Source organism: Enterobacter cloacae complex sp. I2 (genome assembly GCF_014896205.1).
GTDB lineage: Bacteria > Pseudomonadota > Gammaproteobacteria > Enterobacterales > Enterobacteriaceae > Enterobacter > Enterobacter quasihormaechei.
On the sequence record NZ_JADBRA010000009.1, the window covers coordinates 61,539 to 81,841 of the forward strand.

17 protein-coding genes are annotated in these 20,303 nt (G+C 56.7%); 16 read left to right on the forward strand and 1 reads right to left on the reverse strand.

Going from position 1 to position 20,303, the window contains the following annotated elements:
- The 16 genes from ftsI to mutT all read left to right on the forward strand — a co-directional run bounded on the left by ftsI (position 1) and on the right by mutT (position 20,067).
- Positions 1 to 1,767 carry a peptidoglycan glycosyltransferase FtsI gene (ftsI, locus tag IM300_RS09670; protein WP_063450661.1) on the forward strand — a complete coding sequence of 589 codons (1,767 nt, stop codon included), beginning with the start codon at positions 1 to 3 and terminating at the stop codon, positions 1,765 to 1,767.
- Positions 1,754 to 3,241, forward strand: a complete 1,488-nt coding sequence (gene murE, locus IM300_RS09675; protein WP_193033801.1) for a UDP-N-acetylmuramoyl-L-alanyl-D-glutamate--2,6-diaminopimelate ligase — start codon at positions 1,754 to 1,756, stop codon at positions 3,239 to 3,241. The genes ftsI and murE overlap by 14 nt, the downstream gene beginning before the upstream one ends.
- Positions 3,238 to 4,596, forward strand: a complete 1,359-nt coding sequence (gene murF / locus IM300_RS09680; RefSeq protein WP_112791986.1) for a UDP-N-acetylmuramoyl-tripeptide--D-alanyl-D-alanine ligase — start codon at positions 3,238 to 3,240, stop codon at positions 4,594 to 4,596. Before murE ends, murF begins: the two co-directional genes overlap by 4 nt.
- Positions 4,590 to 5,672, forward strand: coding sequence for a phospho-N-acetylmuramoyl-pentapeptide-transferase (gene mraY, locus IM300_RS09685; RefSeq protein ID WP_003856353.1), 1,083 nt, complete (start codon positions 4,590 to 4,592; stop codon positions 5,670 to 5,672). Before murF ends, mraY begins: the two co-directional genes overlap by 7 nt.
- A gap of 2 nt (positions 5,673 to 5,674) precedes the next feature.
- Positions 5,675 to 6,991, forward strand: coding sequence for a UDP-N-acetylmuramoyl-L-alanine--D-glutamate ligase (gene murD, locus IM300_RS09690; protein ID WP_131636670.1), 1,317 nt, complete (start codon positions 5,675 to 5,677; stop codon positions 6,989 to 6,991).
- Positions 6,991 to 8,235, forward strand: coding sequence for a cell division protein FtsW (ftsW, locus tag IM300_RS09695; protein WP_063450657.1), 1,245 nt, complete (start codon positions 6,991 to 6,993; stop codon positions 8,233 to 8,235). The genes murD and ftsW overlap by 1 nt, the downstream gene beginning before the upstream one ends.
- Positions 8,232 to 9,296 carry an undecaprenyldiphospho-muramoylpentapeptide beta-N-acetylglucosaminyltransferase gene (murG, locus tag IM300_RS09700; protein WP_193036309.1) on the forward strand — a complete coding sequence of 355 codons (1,065 nt, stop codon included), beginning with the start codon at positions 8,232 to 8,234 and terminating at the stop codon, positions 9,294 to 9,296. Before ftsW ends, murG begins: the two co-directional genes overlap by 4 nt.
- A gap of 59 nt (positions 9,297 to 9,355) precedes the next feature.
- Positions 9,356 to 10,831 carry a UDP-N-acetylmuramate--L-alanine ligase gene (gene murC / locus IM300_RS09705; RefSeq protein ID WP_063450655.1) on the forward strand — a complete coding sequence of 492 codons (1,476 nt, stop codon included), beginning with the start codon at positions 9,356 to 9,358 and terminating at the stop codon, positions 10,829 to 10,831.
- Positions 10,824 to 11,744 carry a D-alanine--D-alanine ligase gene (locus tag IM300_RS09710; protein ID WP_193036311.1) on the forward strand — a complete coding sequence of 307 codons (921 nt, stop codon included), beginning with the start codon at positions 10,824 to 10,826 and terminating at the stop codon, positions 11,742 to 11,744. The genes murC and IM300_RS09710 overlap by 8 nt, the downstream gene beginning before the upstream one ends.
- Position 11,745: 1 nt before the next feature.
- Entirely contained in the window at positions 11,746 to 12,585 is an 840-nt protein-coding gene (gene ftsQ / locus IM300_RS09715; protein WP_063450653.1) for a cell division protein FtsQ, read from the forward strand.
- Positions 12,582 to 13,838 carry a cell division protein FtsA gene (gene ftsA, locus IM300_RS09720; protein WP_003856340.1) on the forward strand — a complete coding sequence of 419 codons (1,257 nt, stop codon included), beginning with the start codon at positions 12,582 to 12,584 and terminating at the stop codon, positions 13,836 to 13,838. Before ftsQ ends, ftsA begins: the two co-directional genes overlap by 4 nt.
- Positions 13,839 to 13,898: 60 nt before the next feature.
- A complete protein-coding gene (gene ftsZ, locus IM300_RS09725) occupies positions 13,899 to 15,050 on the forward strand; it encodes a cell division protein FtsZ (protein ID WP_003856338.1) in 1,152 nt (383 codons plus the stop codon).
- 101 nt (positions 15,051 to 15,151) lie between these two features.
- Positions 15,152 to 16,069: a UDP-3-O-acyl-N-acetylglucosamine deacetylase gene (lpxC, locus tag IM300_RS09730; RefSeq protein ID WP_006810110.1), complete on the forward strand. Its 918-nt coding sequence runs from the start codon at positions 15,152 to 15,154 to the stop codon at positions 16,067 to 16,069.
- A 281-nt stretch (positions 16,070 to 16,350) separates the two neighbouring features.
- A complete protein-coding gene (gene secM, locus IM300_RS09735; RefSeq protein WP_112792031.1) occupies positions 16,351 to 16,854 on the forward strand; it encodes a secA translation cis-regulator SecM in 504 nt (167 codons plus the stop codon).
- Between the two features lie 58 nt (positions 16,855 to 16,912).
- On the forward strand, positions 16,913 to 19,618 hold the full coding sequence (gene secA / locus IM300_RS09740; protein WP_063450652.1) for a preprotein translocase subunit SecA: 2,706 nt from the start codon (positions 16,913 to 16,915) through the stop codon (positions 19,616 to 19,618).
- Between the two features lie 56 nt (positions 19,619 to 19,674).
- Positions 19,675 to 20,067, forward strand: coding sequence for an 8-oxo-dGTP diphosphatase MutT (gene mutT, locus IM300_RS09745; protein WP_193036313.1), 393 nt, complete (start codon positions 19,675 to 19,677; stop codon positions 20,065 to 20,067).
- Positions 20,068 to 20,101: 34 nt separating this feature from the next.
- Here the strand turns inward: mutT and yacG are convergent, their stop codons facing one another.
- Positions 20,102 to 20,296 (reverse strand): DNA gyrase inhibitor YacG, encoded by a 195-nt coding sequence (yacG, locus tag IM300_RS09750; RefSeq protein WP_003856332.1) that lies wholly within the window; start codon positions 20,294 to 20,296, stop codon positions 20,102 to 20,104.
- Positions 20,297 to 20,303 lie beyond the last annotated feature (7 nt).

A 20,303-nucleotide genomic window follows, 5' to 3' on the forward strand; every position in this document is an offset into this window, starting at 1 on the left:
ATGAAAGCAGCGGCAAAAACGCTAAAACCAAAACGTCAGGAAGAACAGGCCAACTTTGTCAGTTGGCGTTTTGCGTTGCTTTGCGGCTGCATTTTACTGGCGCTGGGTTTCCTGCTGGGCCGCGTGGCGTGGCTGCAAATCATCGCCCCCGACATGCTGGTACGTCAGGGTGATATGCGTTCTCTGCGCGTACAGGAAGTCTCTACCTCTCGTGGGATGATCACCGACCGCTCCGGCCGTCCGCTGGCGGTAAGCGTGCCGGTGAAGGCAATCTGGGCCGATCCGAAGGAACTGCACGACGCCGGCGGGATCTCGCTGGATAACCGCTGGAAGGCGCTCGCAGACGCGTTAAAAATGCCGCTGGACCAGCTGGCTTCCCGCGTGAATGCCAACCCGAAAGGGCGCTTTATCTATCTGGCCCGTCAGGTAAACCCTGATATGGCTGACTATATTAAAAAGCTGAAGCTGCCGGGCATTCATCTTCGTGAAGAATCCCGCCGCTACTATCCTTCCGGCGAAGTAACCGCTCACCTCATTGGCTTCACTAACGTCGACAGCCAGGGGATCGAGGGCGTTGAAAAAAGCTTCGATAAATGGCTGACCGGCCAGCCCGGCGAGCGAATCGTACGTAAAGACCGCTATGGCCGCGTCATTGAAGACATTTCCTCAACAGACAGCCAGGCCGCGCACAATCTTGCTCTGAGTATTGATGAGCGCTTGCAGGCGCTGGTCTACCGCGAGCTGAACAACGCCGTGGCGTTTAACAAGGCGGAATCGGGCAGTGCCGTGCTGGTGGATGTTGCGACAGGTGAAGTGCTGGCGATGGCCAGTAGCCCCTCATACAACCCAAATAATTTTGCCGGTACAGCAAAAGATGCGATGCGTAACCGCTCAATCACCGATGTGTTTGAACCCGGCTCGACCGTAAAACCGATGGTGGTGATGACGGCTCTACAGCGAGGCATCGTCAACGAAAATACCGTTCTGAATACCATCCCTTACCGAATTAACGGTCACGAAATCAAAGACGTGGCGCGGTACAGCGAACTGACCCTGACCGGGGTCTTACAGAAGTCGAGTAACGTCGGTGTGTCAAAGCTGGCGTTAGCGATGCCGTCCTCAGCGTTAGTAGATACTTACTCACGTTTTGGGCTGGGAAAGGCGACCAATTTGGGGTTGGTCGGAGAACGCAGTGGCTTATATCCTCAAAAACAACGGTGGTCTGACATAGAGAGGGCCACCTTCTCTTTCGGCTACGGGCTAATGGTAACCCCGTTACAGTTAGCGCGAGTCTACGCAACGATTGGCAGCTATGGCATTTATCGCCCGCTGTCGATCACCAAAGTTGATCCACCGGTTCCGGGTGAGCGTGTTTTCCCTGAATCTATCGTGCGTACCGTTGTGCATATGATGGAAAGCGTTGCGCTGCCGGGCGGTGGCGGCGTGAAGGCCGCGATTAAGGGCTATCGTATCGCCATTAAAACCGGTACGGCTAAAAAAGTGGGGCCGGACGGCCGCTATATCAACAAATACATTGCCTATACCGCAGGCGTAGCGCCTGCAAGCAATCCGCGTTTTGCGCTGGTGGTTGTCATTAACGATCCGCAGGCGGGTAAGTACTACGGCGGCGCCGTCTCCGCGCCTGTATTCGGGGCTATTATGGGCGGCGTGTTGCGCACCATGAACATAGAACCGGATGCGCTGGCGACGGGCGAAAAAAGTGAATTTGTAATTAATCAAGGCGAGGGAACAGGTGGCAGATCGTAATTTGCGCGACCTTCTTGCTCCGTGGGTGCCAATGCTACCTGCGCGAGCACTGCGAGAGATGGTACTGGACAGCCGCGTAGCGGCTGCTGGCGATCTTTTTGTGGCAGTGGTAGGTCATCAGGCGGACGGGCGTCGTTATATCCCGCAGGCGATTGCGCAAGGTGTTGCTGCCGTTATTGCAGAGGCTAAAGATGAGGCAACAGACGGTGAGATCCGTGAAATGCACGGCGTGCCGGTCATCTATCTCAGCCAGCTGAATGAGCGTCTCTCCGCGCTGGCAGGACGTTTTTACCACGAACCTTCCGACCAGTTAAAGCTGGTTGGCGTGACAGGAACCAACGGAAAAACCACCACAACCCAGCTGATGGCGCAGTGGGCGCAGCTGCTGGGCGAAACCGGCGCCGTCATGGGCACGGTGGGGAACGGTCTTCTGGGCAAAGTCAGCCCGACGGAAAACACCACCGGCTCGGCGGTTGACGTGCAGCGTGTGCTGGCGGGCCTTGCAGAGCAGGGGGCGACCTTTGCCGCGATGGAAGTCTCTTCCCATGGTCTGGTACAACATCGCGTGGCGGCGCTGAAATTTGCCGCCTCCGTCTTCACCAACCTGAGCCGCGATCACCTTGATTATCACGGTGATATGGAACACTACGAAGCGGCGAAATGGCTGCTCTATTCCACTCACCACCACGGACAGGCGATCATTAACGCCGACGACGAAGTCGGTCGCCGCTGGCTGGAAAAACTGCCGGATGCGGTAGCGGTGTCGATGGAAGATCATATCAACCCGAACTGCCGTGGCCGCTGGCTGAAGGCGGTCGAGGTGAACTACCACGATAGCGGGGCGACGATCCGCTTTGCTTCCACCTGGGGCGACGGTGAGATTGAAAGCCGCCTGATGGGGGCCTTCAACGTCAGCAACCTGCTGCTGGCGCTGGCGACGCTGCTGGCGCTGGGGTATCCGATGGCGGATCTACTGAAAACGGCTGAGCGTCTGCAACCGGTTTGTGGCCGAATGGAAGTGTTCAGCGCGCCGGGCAAGCCGACGGTGGTGGTGGATTACGCCCACACGCCGGATGCGCTGGAAAAAGCGCTGGAAGCGGCGCGTCTGCACTGCGCAGGCAAGCTCTGGTGCGTATTTGGCTGCGGCGGCGATCGCGACAAGGGCAAACGACCGCTGATGGGCGCGATTGCCGAGCAGTTCGCGGATATTCCGGTGGTGACCGATGACAACCCGCGTACCGAAGAGCCGCGTGCCATTATCAACGACATTCTGGCCGGCATGCTGGATGCGGGCCGCGCGCGCGTGGTCGAAGGCCGTGCGGAGGCCGTGACTAACGCCATTATGCAGGCGCAGGAGAATGATGTGGTTCTGCTGGCCGGTAAGGGTCATGAAGATTATCAGATAGTCGGCAATCGTCGTCTGGATTACTCGGACCGCGTGACGGCAGCGCGTCTGCTGGGAGTGGTGGCATGATTAGCATTACCTTAAGCCAGGCCGCTGCGGTATTGCAGGGGGCATTGCATGGTCAGGATCTGACCATTGAGGCCGTGACCACCGACACCCGTAAAGTGACTGCGGGCTGCCTGTTTGTGGCGCTGAAGGGCGAACGTTTTGACGCCCACGATTTTGCACAGCAGGCCAAAGATAACGGCGCCGGCGCGCTGCTGGTCAGCCGCAAGCTCGATATCGATCTGCCGCAGATTGTGGTGAAAGATACGCGCCTGGCGTTTGGCGAGCTGGCGGCATGGGTTCGCCAGCAGGTGCCGACCCGCGTAGTGGCGCTGACGGGCTCGTCGGGAAAAACCTCCGTTAAGGAGATGACGGCGGCCATCCTCAGCCAGTGCGGCAACACGCTTTACACGGCGGGCAACCTTAATAACGACATCGGCGTGCCGATGACGCTGCTGCGCCTGAGCAAAGAGCATGAATATGCGGTGATTGAGTTAGGGGCTAACCACCAGGGCGAAATCGCCTGGACCGTGAGCCTGACGCGTCCGGAAGCGGCGCTGGTGAATAACCTGGCGGCGGCACATCTTGAAGGTTTTGGTTCGCTGCAAGGCGTGGCGAAAGCGAAAGGTGAAATCTATACCGGCCTGCCGGATGACGGCATCGCCATCATGAATGCCGATAACAACGACTGGCTGAACTGGCAGAACATCATCGGTTCACGCAAGACCTGGCGCTTCTCGCCAAACGCGGCAAACAGCGATTTTTCGGCGACCAACATTCATGTGACGTCACACGGTACTGAGTTCACCCTCTCTACCCCAACGGGCGACATTGACGTGCTGCTCCCGCTGCCGGGTCGTCATAACATCGCCAATGCGCTTGCCGCGGCAGCGCTGTCGATGGCGGTAGGTGCTTCACACGATGCGATCAAAGCAGGTCTGGCAAACTTAAAAGCCGTGCCGGGACGTCTGTTCCCGATTCAGTTGGCTGAAAACAAACTGCTGCTGGATGACTCCTACAACGCCAACGTCGGCTCCATGACGGCGGCCGTGCAGGTACTGTCTGAAATGCCGGGCTATCGGGTGATGGTTGTGGGCGATATGGCCGAGCTGGGTGATGAAAGCGAAGCCTGCCATATTCAGGTTGGCGAAGCGGCGAAAGCGGCAGGACTTGACCGCGTACTGAGCGCCGGCACGCTGAGCAAGGCTATTTCTGATGCCAGTGAAGTTGGCGAACATTTTGCCGATAAATCTGCACTGATTGAACGCCTGAAGGCGCTGATTGCAGAAAAACAAATTGTGACTGTTTTAGTTAAAGGTTCACGTAGTGCCGCCATGGAAGAGGTTGTGCACGCATTACAGGAGAACGGGACATGTTAGTTTGGCTGGCCGAACATTTGGTCAAATATTATTCAGGCTTTAACGTCTTTTCCTATCTGACGTTTCGCGCCATCGTCAGCCTGCTGACTGCGCTGTTCATCTCGCTGTGGATGGGCCCGCGTATGATTGCCCGTCTGCAAAAACTCTCTTTCGGCCAGGTTGTGCGTAACGACGGTCCGGAATCGCATTTCAGCAAGCGCGGTACGCCGACCATGGGTGGGATCATGATCCTGACCGCCATTGTGGTGTCCGTTCTGCTGTGGGCTTATCCGTCTAACCCGTACGTCTGGTGCGTGCTGACGGTCCTGGTTGGCTACGGGATCATCGGCTTCGTGGATGACTACCGCAAAGTCGTGCGTAAAGACACCAAAGGCCTGATCGCCCGCTGGAAGTATTTCTGGATGTCGGTGATTGCGCTGGGCGTGGCGTTCGCGCTGTACCTGGCGGGTAAAGATACCCCGGCCACCGAGCTGGTGGTGCCGTTCTTCAAAGACGTGATGCCGCAGCTGGGGCTGTTCTACATCCTGCTGGCCTATTTTGTCATCGTCGGCACCGGTAACGCCGTCAACCTGACCGATGGTCTGGATGGCCTGGCCATCATGCCAACCGTTTTTGTCGCCGGCGGTTTCGCGCTGGTAGCGTGGGCGACCGGTAACATGAACTTTGCTAACTACCTGCACATTCCGTACCTGCGTCACGCGGGTGAGCTGGTGATCGTCTGTACGGCGATTGTCGGGGCGGGTCTCGGCTTCCTGTGGTTCAACACCTATCCGGCGCAGGTCTTTATGGGCGACGTCGGTTCGCTGGCGCTGGGCGGCGCGCTGGGCATTATCGCCGTGCTGCTGCGTCAGGAGTTCCTGCTGGTGATCATGGGCGGTGTGTTTGTGGTTGAGACCCTGTCGGTGATTTTGCAGGTCGGTTCCTTCAAGCTGCGCGGTCAGCGCATCTTCCGTATGGCACCGATTCACCACCACTATGAACTGAAAGGCTGGCCGGAGCCGCGCGTCATTGTGCGCTTCTGGATTATTTCGCTGATGCTGGTGCTGATTGGCCTGGCAACGCTGAAGGTACGTTAATCATGGCAGATTACCAGGGCAAAAAAGTCGTTATCATCGGGTTGGGCCTGACCGGGCTCTCCTGCGTGGACTTTTTCCTTGCGCGTGGCGTGACGCCGCGCGTGATGGATACGCGTGTCTCTCCGCCGGGTCTGGACAAGCTGCCGGAGCAGGTTGAACGCCACCTGGGTGGTCTGAATGATGAGTGGCTGCTGGCCGCGGATCTGATTGTTGCCAGCCCGGGCATGGCGCTGGCGCACCCTTCGCTGAGCGCCGCGGCGGATGCCGGGGTTGAGATCGTTGGCGATATCGAACTGTTCTGCCGGGAGGCGCAGGCCCCGATCGTTGCCATTACCGGTTCAAACGGTAAAAGCACCGTCACCACGCTGGTGGGTGAGATGGCGAAAGCGGCGGGTAAAAATGTCGGCGTGGGCGGTAACATTGGTCTGCCCGCGTTGATGCTGCTCGATAAAGGCTGTGAGCTGTTTGTACTGGAGCTTTCCAGTTTCCAGCTGGAAACCACCACAAGCCTGCATGCGGCGGCGGCGACGATCCTTAACGTCACCGAAGATCATATGGACCGATACCCGTTCGGCTTGCAGCAGTACCGCGCGGCCAAGCTGCGCGTCTATGAAAATGCCAACGTTTGCGTGGTGAACGCCGATGATGCGCTCACCATGCCGGTGCGCGGCGCGGACGATCGCTGCATTAGCTTCGGTATTAACATGGGTGACTATCACCTCAACCGTCAGCAGGGCGAAACCTGGCTGCGGGTGAAAGGTGAGAAGGTGCTGAACGTGAAAGAGATGATACTTTCCGGCCAGCATAACTACACCAATGCCCTGGCGGCGCTGGCGCTTGCGGATGCCGTTGACCTGCCGCGATCGTCCAGCCTGAAAGCGCTGACCACCTTTACCGGCCTGGCGCACCGTTTCCAGCTGGCGCTGGAGCATAACGGCGTGCGCTGGATTAATGATTCCAAAGCCACCAACGTGGGCAGCACCGAGGCCGCGCTGAACGGCCTGCACGTTGACGGCACGCTGCACCTGCTGCTGGGCGGCGACGGTAAATCGGCCGACTTCTCCTCGCTGAAGCCGTATCTCGGCGGCGATAACGTGCGCCTGTACTGCTTTGGCCGCGACGGTCGCGAGCTGGCGGCGCTGCGTCCTGAGGTTGCCGAGCAAACCGAGACCATGGAGCAGGCGATGCGCCTTATTGCCCCGCGCGTGAAGCCCGGCGATATGGTGCTGCTGTCGCCTGCCTGCGCCAGCCTCGACCAATTTAAGAATTTCGAACAGCGGGGCGATCTCTTTACCCGCCTGGCGAAGGAGTTAGGCTGATGCGTTTTTCACTCCCTCGCCTGAGAATGCCGCGCCTGCCAGGATTTGGCATCCTGGTGTGGCTGTTTGAGGCGCTGAAAGGCTGGGTGATGGCTTCCCGGGATAAAGATTCCGACAGCCTGATCATGTATGACCGTATGCTGTTCTGGCTCACGCTGGGGCTGGCAGCAATCGGCTTTATCATGGTCACCTCGGCGTCAATGCCCGTTGGACAACGTCTGGCAAACGATCCGTTCCTGTTTGCCAAGCGTGACGGGCTGTACATCATTCTGGCGTTCTGCCTGGCGATGATCACCTTACGCCTGCCGATGACGTTCTGGCAGCGGCACAGTACGGCCATGCTGATTGCGTCGATTATTATGCTGCTGATTGTACTGGTAGTCGGGAGCTCCGTTAACGGGGCATCGCGCTGGATCGCCTTTGGTCCACTGCGTATTCAGCCTGCGGAGTTCACCAAGCTTTCGTTGTTCTGCTACCTGGCGAACTACCTGGTGCGTAAAGTTGACGAGGTTCGTAACAACCTGCGCGGCTTCTTAAAACCGATGGGCGTGATTCTGGTGCTCGCGATCCTGCTGCTGGCGCAGCCCGACCTCGGTACGGTAGTCGTACTGTTTGTCACAACGCTGGCGATGCTGTTCCTGGCGGGCGCAAAGCTGTGGCAGTTCATCGCCATTATCGGAATGGGGATCTCGGCGGTTGTGCTGCTGATCCTGGCCGAGCCATACCGTATCCGCCGCGTAACCTCGTTCTGGAACCCGTGGGAAGATCCGTTCGGCAGCGGCTATCAGCTGACGCAGTCGCTGATGGCGTTTGGCCGCGGCGAAGTCTGGGGGCAAGGCCTGGGCAACTCGGTGCAAAAACTGGAGTATTTACCGGAGGCGCACACCGACTTCATCTTCTCCATTATTGGGGAAGAACTGGGTTATATCGGTGTGGTATTGGCGCTATTAATGGTATTCTTCGTCGCTTTCCGCGCCATGTCGATTGGCCGTAAAGCGCTGGAGATCGATCACCGTTTCTCCGGTTTTCTGGCCTGCTCAATTGGTATCTGGTTTAGCTTCCAGGCGCTGGTAAACGTTGGGGCCGCAGCGGGTATGCTGCCAACCAAAGGCCTGACGCTGCCGCTGATCAGTTATGGTGGTTCGAGTCTGTTGATCATGTCGACGGCCATCATGTTTTTGTTACGCATAGATTATGAAACGCGTCTGGAGAAAGCCCAGGCGTTTACACGAGGTTCACGATGAATCAACCGAAGCGGTTAATGGTGATGGCAGGCGGTACCGGCGGACACGTGTTCCCGGGGCTGGCGGTTGCGCACCATTTAATGGATCAGGGCTGGCAGGTACGCTGGCTGGGAACCGCAGACCGCATGGAAGCCGACCTGGTACCGAAGCACGGTATCGAGATCGACTTTATTCGTATTTCCGGCCTTCGTGGCAAAGGGATTAAGGCGCTGCTGCTGGCCCCGGTGCGTATTTTCAACGCCTGGCGTCAGGCGCGCGCCATTATGAAGCGTTTTAAGCCTGACGTCGTACTGGGTATGGGCGGTTACGTTTCCGGCCCTGGCGGACTGGCGGCGTGGTCGCTGGGGATCCCCGTTGTTCTGCACGAGCAGAACGGTATTGCCGGTTTGACCAACAAATGGCTGGCGAAAATTGCCACCAAAGTGATGCAGGCCTTCCCTGGGGCATTCCCGAAAGCAGATGTCGTAGGGAACCCGGTGCGCGTAGACGTGCTGGCGCTGCCGCTGCCGGACGTGCGTCTGGCCGGTCGCGAAGGACCGGTGCGTGTGCTGGTGGTTGGCGGTTCACAGGGCGCACGTATCTTAAACCAGACGATGCCGCAGGTTGCGGCAAAACTGGGTGATGCCGTGACCATCTGGCACCAGAGCGGGAAGGGCGCACAGCAGACCGTTGAGCAGGCCTACGCGTCAGAAGGTCAGCCGCAGCATAAGGTCACTGAATTTATTGATGACATGGCCGCAGCCTATGCCTGGGCCGATGTCGTGGTCTGTCGTTCGGGCGCGCTGACGGTGAGCGAAATCGCTGCCGCCGGCCTGCCTGCGCTGTTCGTGCCGTTCCAGCACAAAGACAGACAGCAGTACTGGAATGCGCTGCCGCTGGAGAAAGCGGGCGCGGCGAAAATTTTTGAGCAGCCACAATTTACCGCTGAGGCGGTCGCCGCTACCCTGGCGGGCTGGAACCGGGATGTATTACTGGAGATGGCGCAACGCGCGCGCGCGACCGCTATCCCGGATGCAACGGAACGGGTGGCAAAAGAAGTGAGCCTGGCAGCCCAGGCATAATTCTCGCAGCGCGTGTTGCGCTGCACGATTTTTTTGAAGTAGTCGATGGCGTTTAGAGAATGAATACACAACAACTGGCAAAACTGCGTTCTATCGTGCCCGAGATGCGTCGCGTCCGGCACATTCACTTTGTCGGCATCGGTGGTGCCGGCATGGGCGGTATTGCCGAAGTGTTAGCTAACGAAGGCTATCAGATCAGCGGGTCTGACCTGGCGCCAAACCCTGTTACGCAGCAGCTGGCGTCGCTTGGGGCGACTATCTATTTCAATCATCGCCCGGAAAACGTGAGCGATGCGAGCGTGGTGGTGGTATCCAGCGCCATTTCCGCCGATAACCCGGAAATCGTTGCCGCGCATGAGGCGCGTATTCCGGTGATCCGTCGCGCGGAAATGCTGGCGGAACTGATGCGTTTTCGTCACGGCATTGCGGTGGCCGGTACGCACGGCAAAACCACTACCACGGCCATGGTTTCCAGCATTTATGCGGAAGCGGGTCTCGATCCTACGTTCGTCAACGGTGGTCTGGTGAAAGCCGCTGGCGTACATGCGCGTCTGGGTCACAGCCGTTATCTGATTGCGGAAGCGGATGAGAGCGACGCGTCGTTCCTGCATCTGCAACCCATGGTGGCGATCGTCACCAATATCGAAGCTGACCATATGGATACCTACCAGGGCGACTTCGAGAACTTAAAGCAAACCTTCATTAATTTCCTGCACAATCTGCCGTTTTATGGCCGTGCGGTAATGTGCGTGGACGATCCGGTGATCCGCGAGCTGCTGCCGCGCGTCGGGCGTCAAATCACCACCTATGGTTTCAGCGAAGACGCTGACGTACGCGTAGAAGATTACAAGCAGATTGGTGCGCAGGGGCATTTCACCCTTGCACGTCAGGACAAAGACCTGCTGCGTGTCACCCTGAACGCGCCGGGACGCCACAACGCCCTGAATGCGGCTGCGGCCGTGGCGGTTGCGACAGAAGAAGGCATTGACGATGAGGCGATCCTGCGCGCGCTGGAAAGCTTCCAGGGAACGGGCCGTCGCTTCGACTTCCTCGGTGAATTCCCACTGGAGCCGGTAAACGGTAAGCCAGGTTCTGCGATGCTGGTAGACGACTACGGTCACCATCCGACCGAAGTGGACGCCACCATCAAAGCGGCACGCGCGGGTTGGCCAGAAAAGAATCTGGTCATGATCTTCCAGCCGCACCGTTACACGCGTACCCGCGATCTGTACGACGATTTTGCCAACGTGCTTTCGCAGGTCGATACCCTGCTGATGCTGGACGTGTATGCCGCAGGCGAAAATCCGATTCCGGGTGCGGACAGTCGTTCTTTATGTCGTACCATCCGTGGACGAGGTAAAGTGGATCCTATTCTGGTTCCCGACCCGGCACAGGTGGCAGAAATGCTTGCCCCGGTCCTGACAGGCAACGATCTGATCCTGATTCAGGGTGCAGGAAATATCGGCAAAATCGCCCGTACCTTAGCTGAAATCAAACTGAAGCCGCAAACTCAGGAGGACGAGCGTCATGGCTGATAAGATTGCTGTCCTGTTTGGCGGCACCTCCGCCGAACGCGAGGTTTCTCTGAATTCGGGCGCTGCCGTGCTGGCGGGCCTGCGTGAAGGGGGCGTCGACGCGCACCCGGTTGATCCGAAAGACGTAGACGTTACGCAGCTGAAAGCGATGGGCTTCGATAAAGCCTTCATCGCGTTGCACGGTCGCGGCGGTGAAGACGGCACGTTACAGGGGCTGCTGGAGCTTATCGGTATGCCGTATACCGGCAGCGGCGTGATGGCATCTGCCATCTCTATGGATAAACTGCGCAGCAAACTGCTGTGGCAGGGTGCGGGCCTGCCCGTTGCGCCATGGGTTGCACTGACGCGTCGCGAATATGAATTGGGCCTGTCGGACAGCATTAATACACGCATTGCCGCGCTGGGCTTACCGGTTATTGTCAAGCCGAGCCGCGAAGGGTCGAGCGTGGGAATGTCCAAAGTGGATAAAGCTGACGATTTAGCGTCCGCTTTAGCATTGGCATTTCAACACGATGAAGAAGTATTGATTGAAAAATGGCTCAGCGGGCCGGAATTTACCGTCGCGATGCTTGGCGAAGAAATTTTACCGTCAATTCGCATCCAACCTGCGGGAGTCTTCTATGATTATGAGGCGAAGTATCTCTCTGATGAGACGCAATATTTCTGTCCTGGTGGCCTTGAAGCAGAACGCGAAGCCGAATTACAGTCTCTGGTGCTTAAAGCCTGGAATGTTCTGGGATGCCGTGGCTGGGGACGCATCGACGTGATGCTCGACGGTGACGGGCAATTTTATCTGCTGGAAGCAAACACGTCTCCGGGTATGACCAGCCATAGCCTTGTGCCAATGGCGGCGCGTCAGGCAGGAATGAGTTTCTCGCAGTTAGTCGTACGTATTCTGGACCAGGCGGGCTGATATGTCTCAGGCTGCATTGAACACGCGCAACCGCGAGGAAGAAGAATACACTTCTTCGCGCCGGAGTAATGGTACGCGTCTTGCAGGTATCATATTCCTGCTCGGAGTGCTGTGCACCGTGTTTATCAGCGGCTGGATGGTGCTGGGCTGGATGGAAGACGCGCAGCGGTTGCCGCTGTCGAAGCTGGTGGTGACCGGGGAACGTCACTACACGCGTAACGATGACATTCGCCAGTCTATTCTGGCACTGGGGTCGCCTGGCACCTTTATGACGCAGGACGTCAACATTATCCAGAGTCAGATTGAACGTCTGCCCTGGATTAAACAGGCGAGTGTCAGAAAGCAATGGCCTGATGAATTGAAGATTCATCTGGTTGAATATGTGCCGATTGCGCGTTGGAATGATCAGCATATGGTTGACGTAGACGGAAATTCGTTCAGCGTCCCGAGCGATCGTGTCAACAAGCAGAATTTACCGATGTTGTATGGCCCGGAAGGCAGCGAAAACGAAGTCTTGCAGGGTTTTCGTGAGATGGGGCAGGTGCTGGCTAAGGATCGTTTTGCGTTAAAAGAAGCTGCGATGACGGCGCGCCGCTCCTGGCAGCTGACGCTTACGAACGGCATTAAGCTCAACCTTGGCCGCGGCGACACAATGAAACGTCTGGCGCGTTTTGTAGAACTTTACCCGGTTTTACAGCAGCAGGCGCAGACGGATGGCAAACGGATAAGCTACGTTGATTTGCGCTATGACTCAGGCGCAGCAGTCGGTTGGGAGCCGGCTCCGGTCGAGGAACCTAATCAGCAACAGAATCAGGCACAGGTACAGGCAGAACAACAATGATCAAGTCGACGGACAGAAAATTGGTAGTAGGACTGGAGATTGGCACCGCGAAGGTTGCCGCTTTAGTAGGGGAAGTTCTGCCCGACGGTATGGTCAATATCATTGGCGTGGGCAGCTGCCCGTCCCGTGGTATGGATAAAGGTGGGGTAAACGACCTTGAGTCGGTGGTGAAATGCGTTCAGCGCGCCATCGACCAGGCTGAATTGATGGCAGATTGCCAGATTTCCTCTGTCTATCTGGCCCTTTCTGGTAAGCACATCAGCTGCCAGAATGAAATCGGTATGGTGCCGATTTCCGAAGAAGAAGTGACGCAGGAAGACGTTGAGAACGTTGTCCACACGGCGAAATCCGTGCGCGTTCGCGACGAGCACCGTGTGCTGCATGTGATCCCGCAGGAATACGCGATCGACTACCAGGAAGGCATCAAGAATCCGGTCGGTCTGTCGGGCGTGCGTATGCAGGCAAAAGTGCACCTGATCACATGTCACAACGATATGGCGAAGAACATTGTAAAAGCCGTTGAACGTTGTGGCCTGAAAGTTGACCAACTTATTTTCGCCGGTCTTGCCGCGAGCTATTCCGTGCTGACCGAAGACGAACGTGAACTGGGCGTCTGTGTGGTGGATATTGGTGGTGGTACAATGGACATGGCTGTCTATACCGGCGGTGCGTTGCGCCACACCAAAGTGATCCCGTATGCCGGGAATGTGGTGACCAGCGATATCGCTTACGCCTTTGGTACGCCACCGAGCGACGCAGAGGCGATTAAAGTGCGCCATGGTTGCGCGCTGGGCTCTATCGTCGGCAAAGACGAAAGCGTTGAAGTGCCGAGCGTAGGTGGGCGACCGCCGCGCAGCCTGCAACGCCAGACCCTGGCAGAGGTGATTGAGCCGCGCTATACCGAGCTGCTCAACCTGGTCAACGAAGAGATTTTGCAGTTACAGGAACAGCTTCGCCAGCAGGGTGTGAAACATCATCTCGCGGCGGGGATTGTATTAACCGGCGGGGCAGCGCAAATTGAAGGTCTTGCGGCCTGCGCTCAGCGCGTGTTCCATACGCAGGTGCGCATCGGTGCGCCGCTGAATATTACCGGTTTAACGGATTATGCTCAGGAGCCGTACTATTCAACGGCGGTGGGCCTGCTGCACTACGGGAAAGAGTCCCATTTAAGTGGTGAAGCAGAGGTGGAAAAACGCGTCTCGGTGGGGTCGTGGGTCAAACGACTTAACACCTGGTTGCGAAAAGAATTTTAATTTTTTAAGAGACCGGAGAGAATTAGCGGTCTCGGGCGACAGGCACAACGGAGAGAAACTATGTTTGAACCAATGGAATTAACCAACGACGCGGTGATTAAAGTCATCGGCGTCGGTGGCGGCGGCGGTAACGCCGTAGAGCATATGGTGCGCGAGCGCATTGAAGGTGTTGAATTCTTCGCGGTGAACACCGATGCACAGGCACTGCGTAAAACGGCTGTTGGCCAGACCATTCAGATCGGTGGTGGCATCACCAAAGGTCTGGGAGCAGGGGCTAACCCGGAAGTGGGCCGTAACGCGGCTGAAGAAGATCGTGAAGCGCTGCGCGCTGCACTGGACGGTGCTGACATGGTCTTCATCGCAGCGGGTATGGGCGGCGGTACAGGTACCGGTGCAGCACCCGTTGTGGCGGAAGTCGCAAAAGATTTAGGTATTCTGACCGTTGCTGTCGTGACCAAGCCTTTCAACTTTGAAGGCAAGAAGCGTATGGCTTTCGCGGAGCAGGGTATCACCGAGCTGTCCAAGCACGTGGACTCTCTGATTACCATCCCGAACGACAAGCTGCTGAAAGTGCTGGGTCGCGGTATTTCTCTGCTGGACGCCTTTGGCGCAGCAAACGACGTGCTGAAAGGCGCGGTTCAGGGTATCGCTGAACTGATTACCCGTCCTGGTCTGATGAACGTTGACTTTGCAGACGTTCGCACCGTGATGTCCGAAATGGGCTACGCGATGATGGGTTCTGGCGTGGCAAGCGGCGAAGACCGTGCGGAAGAAGCGGCTGAAATGGCGATCTCTTCTCCACTGCTGGAAGATATCGACCTGTCCGGTGCGCGCGGCGTGCTGGTCAACATCACCGCTGGCTTTGACCTGCGTCTGGATGAGTTCGAAACCGTGGGTAACACCATCCGTGCGTTCGCCTCTGACAACGCGACCGTGGTAATCGGTACGTCACTTGATCCGGAAATGAACGACGAACTGCGTGTGACTGTTGTCGCCACCGGTATCGGTATGGACAAGCGTCCTGAGATCACCCTGGTAACCAACAAACAGACTCAGCAGCCGGTGATGGATCGTTACCAGCAGCACGGTATGGCGCCTCTGACTCAGGAGCAAAAACCGGCGGCGAAAGTGGTGAACGACCCGACACCACAAACGGCAAAAGAGCCAGATTATCTGGATATCCCGGCGTTCCTGCGTAAGCAAGCTGACTAAGAATTGGCTGGAATTTGGGGATTTGCGCTCTTTGTGCTAAACTGGCCCACCGTTAGTGATATACACTCTCGGTTGGATAGTTAATTTGGCGAGATTATACGATGATCAAACAAAGGACACTTAAACGTATCGTTCAGGCGACGGGTGTCGGTTTACATACCGGCAAGAAAGTCACACTGACGTTACGCCCTGCGCCGGCCAATACCGGGGTCATCTATCGTCGCACCGACTTGAATCCACCGGTAGATTTTCCGGCCGATGCCAAATCTGTGCGTGATACTATGCTCTGTACTTGTCTGGTGAACGAGCATGACGTGCGGATTTCTACCGTAGAGCACCTGAACGCCGCCCTGGCGGGTCTGGGTATCGACAACATTATTGTTGAAGTCGATGCGCCAGAAATCCCGATCATGGACGGGAGTGCTGCTCCGTTCGTTTATTTGCTGCTGGATGCCGGCATCGAAGAACTGAACTGCGCGAAGAAATTTGTTCGCATTAAAGAGACCGTTCGCGTCGAAGATGGCGACAAATGGGCTGAATTCAAACCGTACAATGGTTTCTCGTTGGACTTCACCATCGATTTTAACCACCCGGCGATTGATTCCAGCACCCAGCGCTACGCGATGAACTTCTCTGCGGATGCGTTTATGCGTCAGATCAGCCGAGCGCGTACTTTCGGCTTCATGCGTGATATCGAATATTTGCAGTCCCGCGGCCTGTGCCTGGGCGGCAGCTTCGATTGTGCCATCGTTGTTGACGATTATCGCGTACTGAACGAAGACGGCCTGCGTTTTGAAGATGAATTTGTTCGTCACAAAATGCTGGATGCGATCGGCGACCTCTTCATGTGTGGTCACAATATCATTGGTGCCTTTACCGCGTTTAAATCCGGTCATGCACTGAACAACAAACTGTTGCAGGCAGTCCTGGCAAAACAGGAAGCCTGGGAATATGTGACCTTCGAAGACGAAGCTGAACTGCCGCTGGCGTTCAAAGCACCGACTATGGTCCTGGCGTAACGGTTAAACCCGTTTCGTAAGAAAAGCGACTGGTTCACCTGGTACTCTCTCCGACCAGGGAAGCCAGTCGTTTTTATTTCTGCCTTTCTTTGATTTGCCCCTCTCACCCCTGGCGCGTGTCAGGTGCCGAATAACGGTGTGTTCGCTGCATTATTGACCGTTTTTACCTGCTGCAAGGTGTCATTCCTGCTGCCGTGTATTGGCTTTAGTGGTAATATCTGGGCGCTAAAAAAAGAATAAGTGAATTCAGCCTGCACCGGCGGGCGAACGTGGTGGAGCAAGTGAGCGGAATACTGACGCGCTGGCGACAATTTGGCAGACGTTACTTCTGGCCGCATCTCTTATTAGGGATGGTCGCGGCGAGTCTCGGCTTGCCTGTGCTCAGCAACAGTGCAGACGCGGCAACGCCAGCACGTTCCACGACGACCAAACACGATCTCACCACGCGGGTTAATTTTACTAATCTCGCCTGGCTTGAAGCCAGCCGTCGTCCCAATTTCTCCGTTGATTACTGGCAGCAACACGCCATTCGCACGGTTATCCGCCATCTGTCGTTCGCGATGGCGCCGCAGACGATGCCCGTTGCTGAAGAAACGCTGCCGGTTCAGGCCCAGCATCTTGCCCTGCTCGATACGCTTAATGCGCTGCTGACGCAGGACAATCAGCCGCCTGTGGCCGTAAGCCAGACGGCACAAACCGAATTTGTTCCCCCTTCCTCCTTCTCTGTTTCGACATGGATTAGCCAGGTTCACGGCATCCGTGCCGGGCCTCTGCGCCTCAGCTAAATTAATCTTTTTCAATACCTTAATTTATCTGCCCGTCTGGGGCGTTTGAGAATTTATTATGCTAATCAAATTATTAACCAAAGTTTTTGGTAGTCGTAACGATCGTACCCTGCGCCGTATGCGCAAAGCTGTAAACGTCATCAACGGTATGGAACCGGCGATGGAGAAGCTCTCTGATGATGAGCTGAAGGCGAAAACTGCGGAGTTCCGCGCGCGCCTGGAAAAAGGCGAAACCTTAGAAAGCCTGATCCCGGAAGCCTTTGCCGTCGTTCGTGAGGCGAGTAAGCGTGTGTTTGGCATGCGTCACTTCGACGTACAGCTGCTGGGCGGCATGGTGCTCAATGAGCGCTGCATCGCGGAAATGCGTACCGGTGAAGGTAAAACCCTGACCGCTACGCTGCCGGCCTACCTGAACGCGCTGACCGGGAAAGGCGTTCACGTTGTTACCGTCAACGACTACCTGGCGCAGCGTGACGCCGAAAACAACCGTCCACTGTTCGAATTCCTCGGCATGACCGTCGGCATTAACATGTCCGGCCTGCCGGCACCTGCCAAGCGTGAAGCCTATAACGCGGATATTACTTACGGAACGAACAACGAATACGGCTTCGACTACCTGCGCGACAACATGGCGTTCAGCCCGGAAGAGCGCGTCCAGCGTAAGCTGCACTATGCGCTGGTGGATGAGGTTGACTCCATTCTGATCGATGAAGCGCGTACCCCGCTGATCATCTCCGGCCCGGCCGAAGACAGCTCCGAGATGTACCGTAAAGTCGACAAAATCATTCCGCACCTGCTGCGTCAGGAGAAAGAAGACTCCGATACCTTCCAGGGTGAAGGTCACTTCTCCGTGGATGAAAAAGCGCGCCAGGTGAACCTGACCGAACGCGGTCTGGTGAAAATCGAAGAGCTGCTGGTGGCTGAAGGCATTATGGAAGAGGGCGAGTCCCTGTATTCCCCGAGCAACATCATGCTGATGCACCACGTGACCGCCGCACTGCGCGCGCACGCGCTGTTCACCCGCGACGTTGACTACATTGTGAAAGACGGTGAAGTCATCATCGTCGATGAACACACCGGTCGTACCATGCAGGGCCGTCGCTGGTCCGATGGCCTGCACCAGGCCGTGGAAGCGAAAGAAGGCGTGGACATTCAAAACGAAAACCAGACGCTGGCATCCATCACCTTCCAGAACTACTTCCGTCTGTACGAGAAGCTGGCGGGGATGACCGGTACCGCAGATACCGAAGCGTTTGAATTCAGCTCTATCTACAAGCTGGATACCGTGGTGGTGCCAACCAACCGTCCAATGATCCGTAAGGATATGCCGGACCTGGTGTACATGACCGAAGCGGAAAAAATTCAGGCGATCATCGAAGATATTCGCGATCGCACTGCGAAGGGGCAGCCAGTACTGGTGGGGACCATCTCCATCGAGAAATCCGAAGTGGTGTCTAACGAGCTGACCAAAGCGGGCATTAAACACAACGTACTGAACGCTAAGTTCCACGCAAAAGAAGCGGATATCGTAGCTCAGGCGGGTTATCCGGCTGCCGTGACCATCGCCACCAACATGGCGGGTCGTGGTACCGATATTATGCTCGGCGGTAGCTGGCAGGCTGAAGTCGCAGAGCTGGAAAACCCAACGCCAGAGCAGATCGCGCAGATCAAAGCCGACTGGCAGGTGCGTCACGACGCGGTGCTGGCATCCGGTGGTCTGCACATCATTGGTACCGAGCGTCACGAATCTCGTCGTATCGATAACCAGCTGCGTGGCCGTGCGGGCCGTCAGGGTGATGCCGGTTCTTCCCGCTTCTACCTGTCTATGGAAGATGCGCTGATGCGTATTTTCGCCTCCGATCGCGTGTCCGGCATGATGCGTAAACTGGGCATGAAGCCTGGTGAAGCCATTGAGCACCCGTGGGTGACTAAAGCGATTGCTAACGCCCAGCGTAAAGTGGAAAGCCGCAACTTCGATATTCGTAAGCAGCTGCTGGAATATGATGACGTGGCCAACGACCAGCGTCGTGCGATCTACACCCAGCGTAACGAACTGCTGGACGTGTCTGACGTGAGCGAAACCATCAACAGCATTCGTGAAGATGTGTTCAAAGCCACTATCGACGCGCACATTCCGCCGCAGTCTCTGGAAGAGATGTGGGATATCGAAGGCTTGCAGGAACGTCTGAAAAATGACTTCGACCTCGAGCTGCCAATCAAAGAGTGGCTGGACAAAGAGCCTGAGCTGCACGAAGAGACGCTGCGCGAGCGTATCTACGAAACCGCACTGGACGTCTACAAGCGTAAAGAAGAAGTGGTTGGCGCTGAGATGATGCGTCACTTCGAGAAAGGCGTTATGTTGCAGACGCTGGATTCCCTGTGGAAAGAGCACCTGGCAGCAATGGATTACCTGCGTCAGGGTATCCACCTGCGTGGTTATGCGCAGAAAGATCCGAAGCAGGAGTACAAGCGTGAATCCTTCGCCATGTTTGCTGCCATGCTGGAATCGCTGAAGTATGAAGTCATCAGCACCCTGAGCAAAGTTCAGGTGCGTATGCCGGAAGAGGTGGAAGCGATGGAGCAGCAGCGTCGTGAAGAAGCTGAGCGTCTGGCGCAGATGCAGCAGCTGAGCCACCAGACCGATGAAAGCGAAGCCGCAGCGGCAATCGCCGCGCAGACGGGCGATCGTAAGGTCGGTCGTAACGATCCGTGCCCATGCGGTTCCGGCAAAAAATACAAGGCGTGCCACGGCCGCCTGAGCTAAGACATAACCACTCGAAAAGGCGCAGACTTCTGCGCCTTTTTTATGGACGTGACACGATGAAAACACTGCAAATTGCTGTCGGGATCATTCGCAACCCGCAAAATCAGATCTTCATAACCCAACGCGCCGCCGATGCGCACATGGCGAACAAATGGGAATTTCCGGGCGGGAAAATTGAATCCGATGAAACACCGGAGCAGGCGCTGGTGCGCGAGCTTCAGGAAGAGGTCGGCATTACTCCGCTTGGCGCAACGCTGTTTGATAAGCTGGAATACCAGTTTCCGGACAGGCACATCACGCTGTGGTTCTGGCTGGTGGAAAGCTGGGAAGGTGAACCGTGGGGTAAAGAGGGGCAACCGGGGGGCTGGGTTACGCTTCACGCGAGTGATGCCGAAAAATTTCCTCCGGCAAATGCGCCCGTCATATCCCGGCTAACGGGCAACCTGTAGGCCTGCTAAGCGAAGCGCCAGCAGGCTTCAGAGGTTACTGCTGGTTCTCGCTCCAGTCATCGCTATCGGAGAGATCGCCTTCGCTGGGAATGCGTTTCTCTTCCGCCGCCCATTCGCCCAGGTCTATAAGCTGACAGCGCTTGCAGCAGAACGGGCGAAACGGACTCACTTCTCCCCAGACGACAGTTTTCCCACAGGTTGGGCAGTTTACGGTGGTTACGTCAGACATCGGCACT

Coding starts and splice junctions, on each gene's coding strand:
- ftsA (WP_003856340.1), top strand. CDS start 12,582: ATGATCAAGTCGACGGACAGAAAATTGGTAGTAGGACTGGAGATTGGC.
- murF (WP_112791986.1), top strand. CDS start 3,238: ATGATTAGCATTACCTTAAGCCAGGCCGCTGCGGTATTGCAGGGGGCA.
- murG (WP_193036309.1), top strand. CDS start 8,232: ATGAATCAACCGAAGCGGTTAATGGTGATGGCAGGCGGTACCGGCGGA.
- IM300_RS09710 (WP_193036311.1), top strand. CDS start 10,824: ATGGCTGATAAGATTGCTGTCCTGTTTGGCGGCACCTCCGCCGAACGC.
- mutT (WP_193036313.1), top strand. CDS start 19,675: ATGAAAACACTGCAAATTGCTGTCGGGATCATTCGCAACCCGCAAAAT.
- yacG (WP_003856332.1), bottom strand. CDS start 20,296: ATGTCTGACGTAACCACCGTAAACTGCCCAACCTGTGGGAAAACTGTC.
- ftsZ (WP_003856338.1), top strand. CDS start 13,899: ATGTTTGAACCAATGGAATTAACCAACGACGCGGTGATTAAAGTCATC.
- ftsQ (WP_063450653.1), top strand. CDS start 11,746: ATGTCTCAGGCTGCATTGAACACGCGCAACCGCGAGGAAGAAGAATAC.
- ftsI (WP_063450661.1), top strand. CDS start 1: ATGAAAGCAGCGGCAAAAACGCTAAAACCAAAACGTCAGGAAGAACAG.
- secA (WP_063450652.1), top strand. CDS start 16,913: ATGCTAATCAAATTATTAACCAAAGTTTTTGGTAGTCGTAACGATCGT.
- murD (WP_131636670.1), top strand. CDS start 5,675: ATGGCAGATTACCAGGGCAAAAAAGTCGTTATCATCGGGTTGGGCCTG.
- lpxC (WP_006810110.1), top strand. CDS start 15,152: ATGATCAAACAAAGGACACTTAAACGTATCGTTCAGGCGACGGGTGTC.
- murC (WP_063450655.1), top strand. CDS start 9,356: ATGAATACACAACAACTGGCAAAACTGCGTTCTATCGTGCCCGAGATG.
- mraY (WP_003856353.1), top strand. CDS start 4,590: ATGTTAGTTTGGCTGGCCGAACATTTGGTCAAATATTATTCAGGCTTT.
- ftsW (WP_063450657.1), top strand. CDS start 6,991: ATGCGTTTTTCACTCCCTCGCCTGAGAATGCCGCGCCTGCCAGGATTT.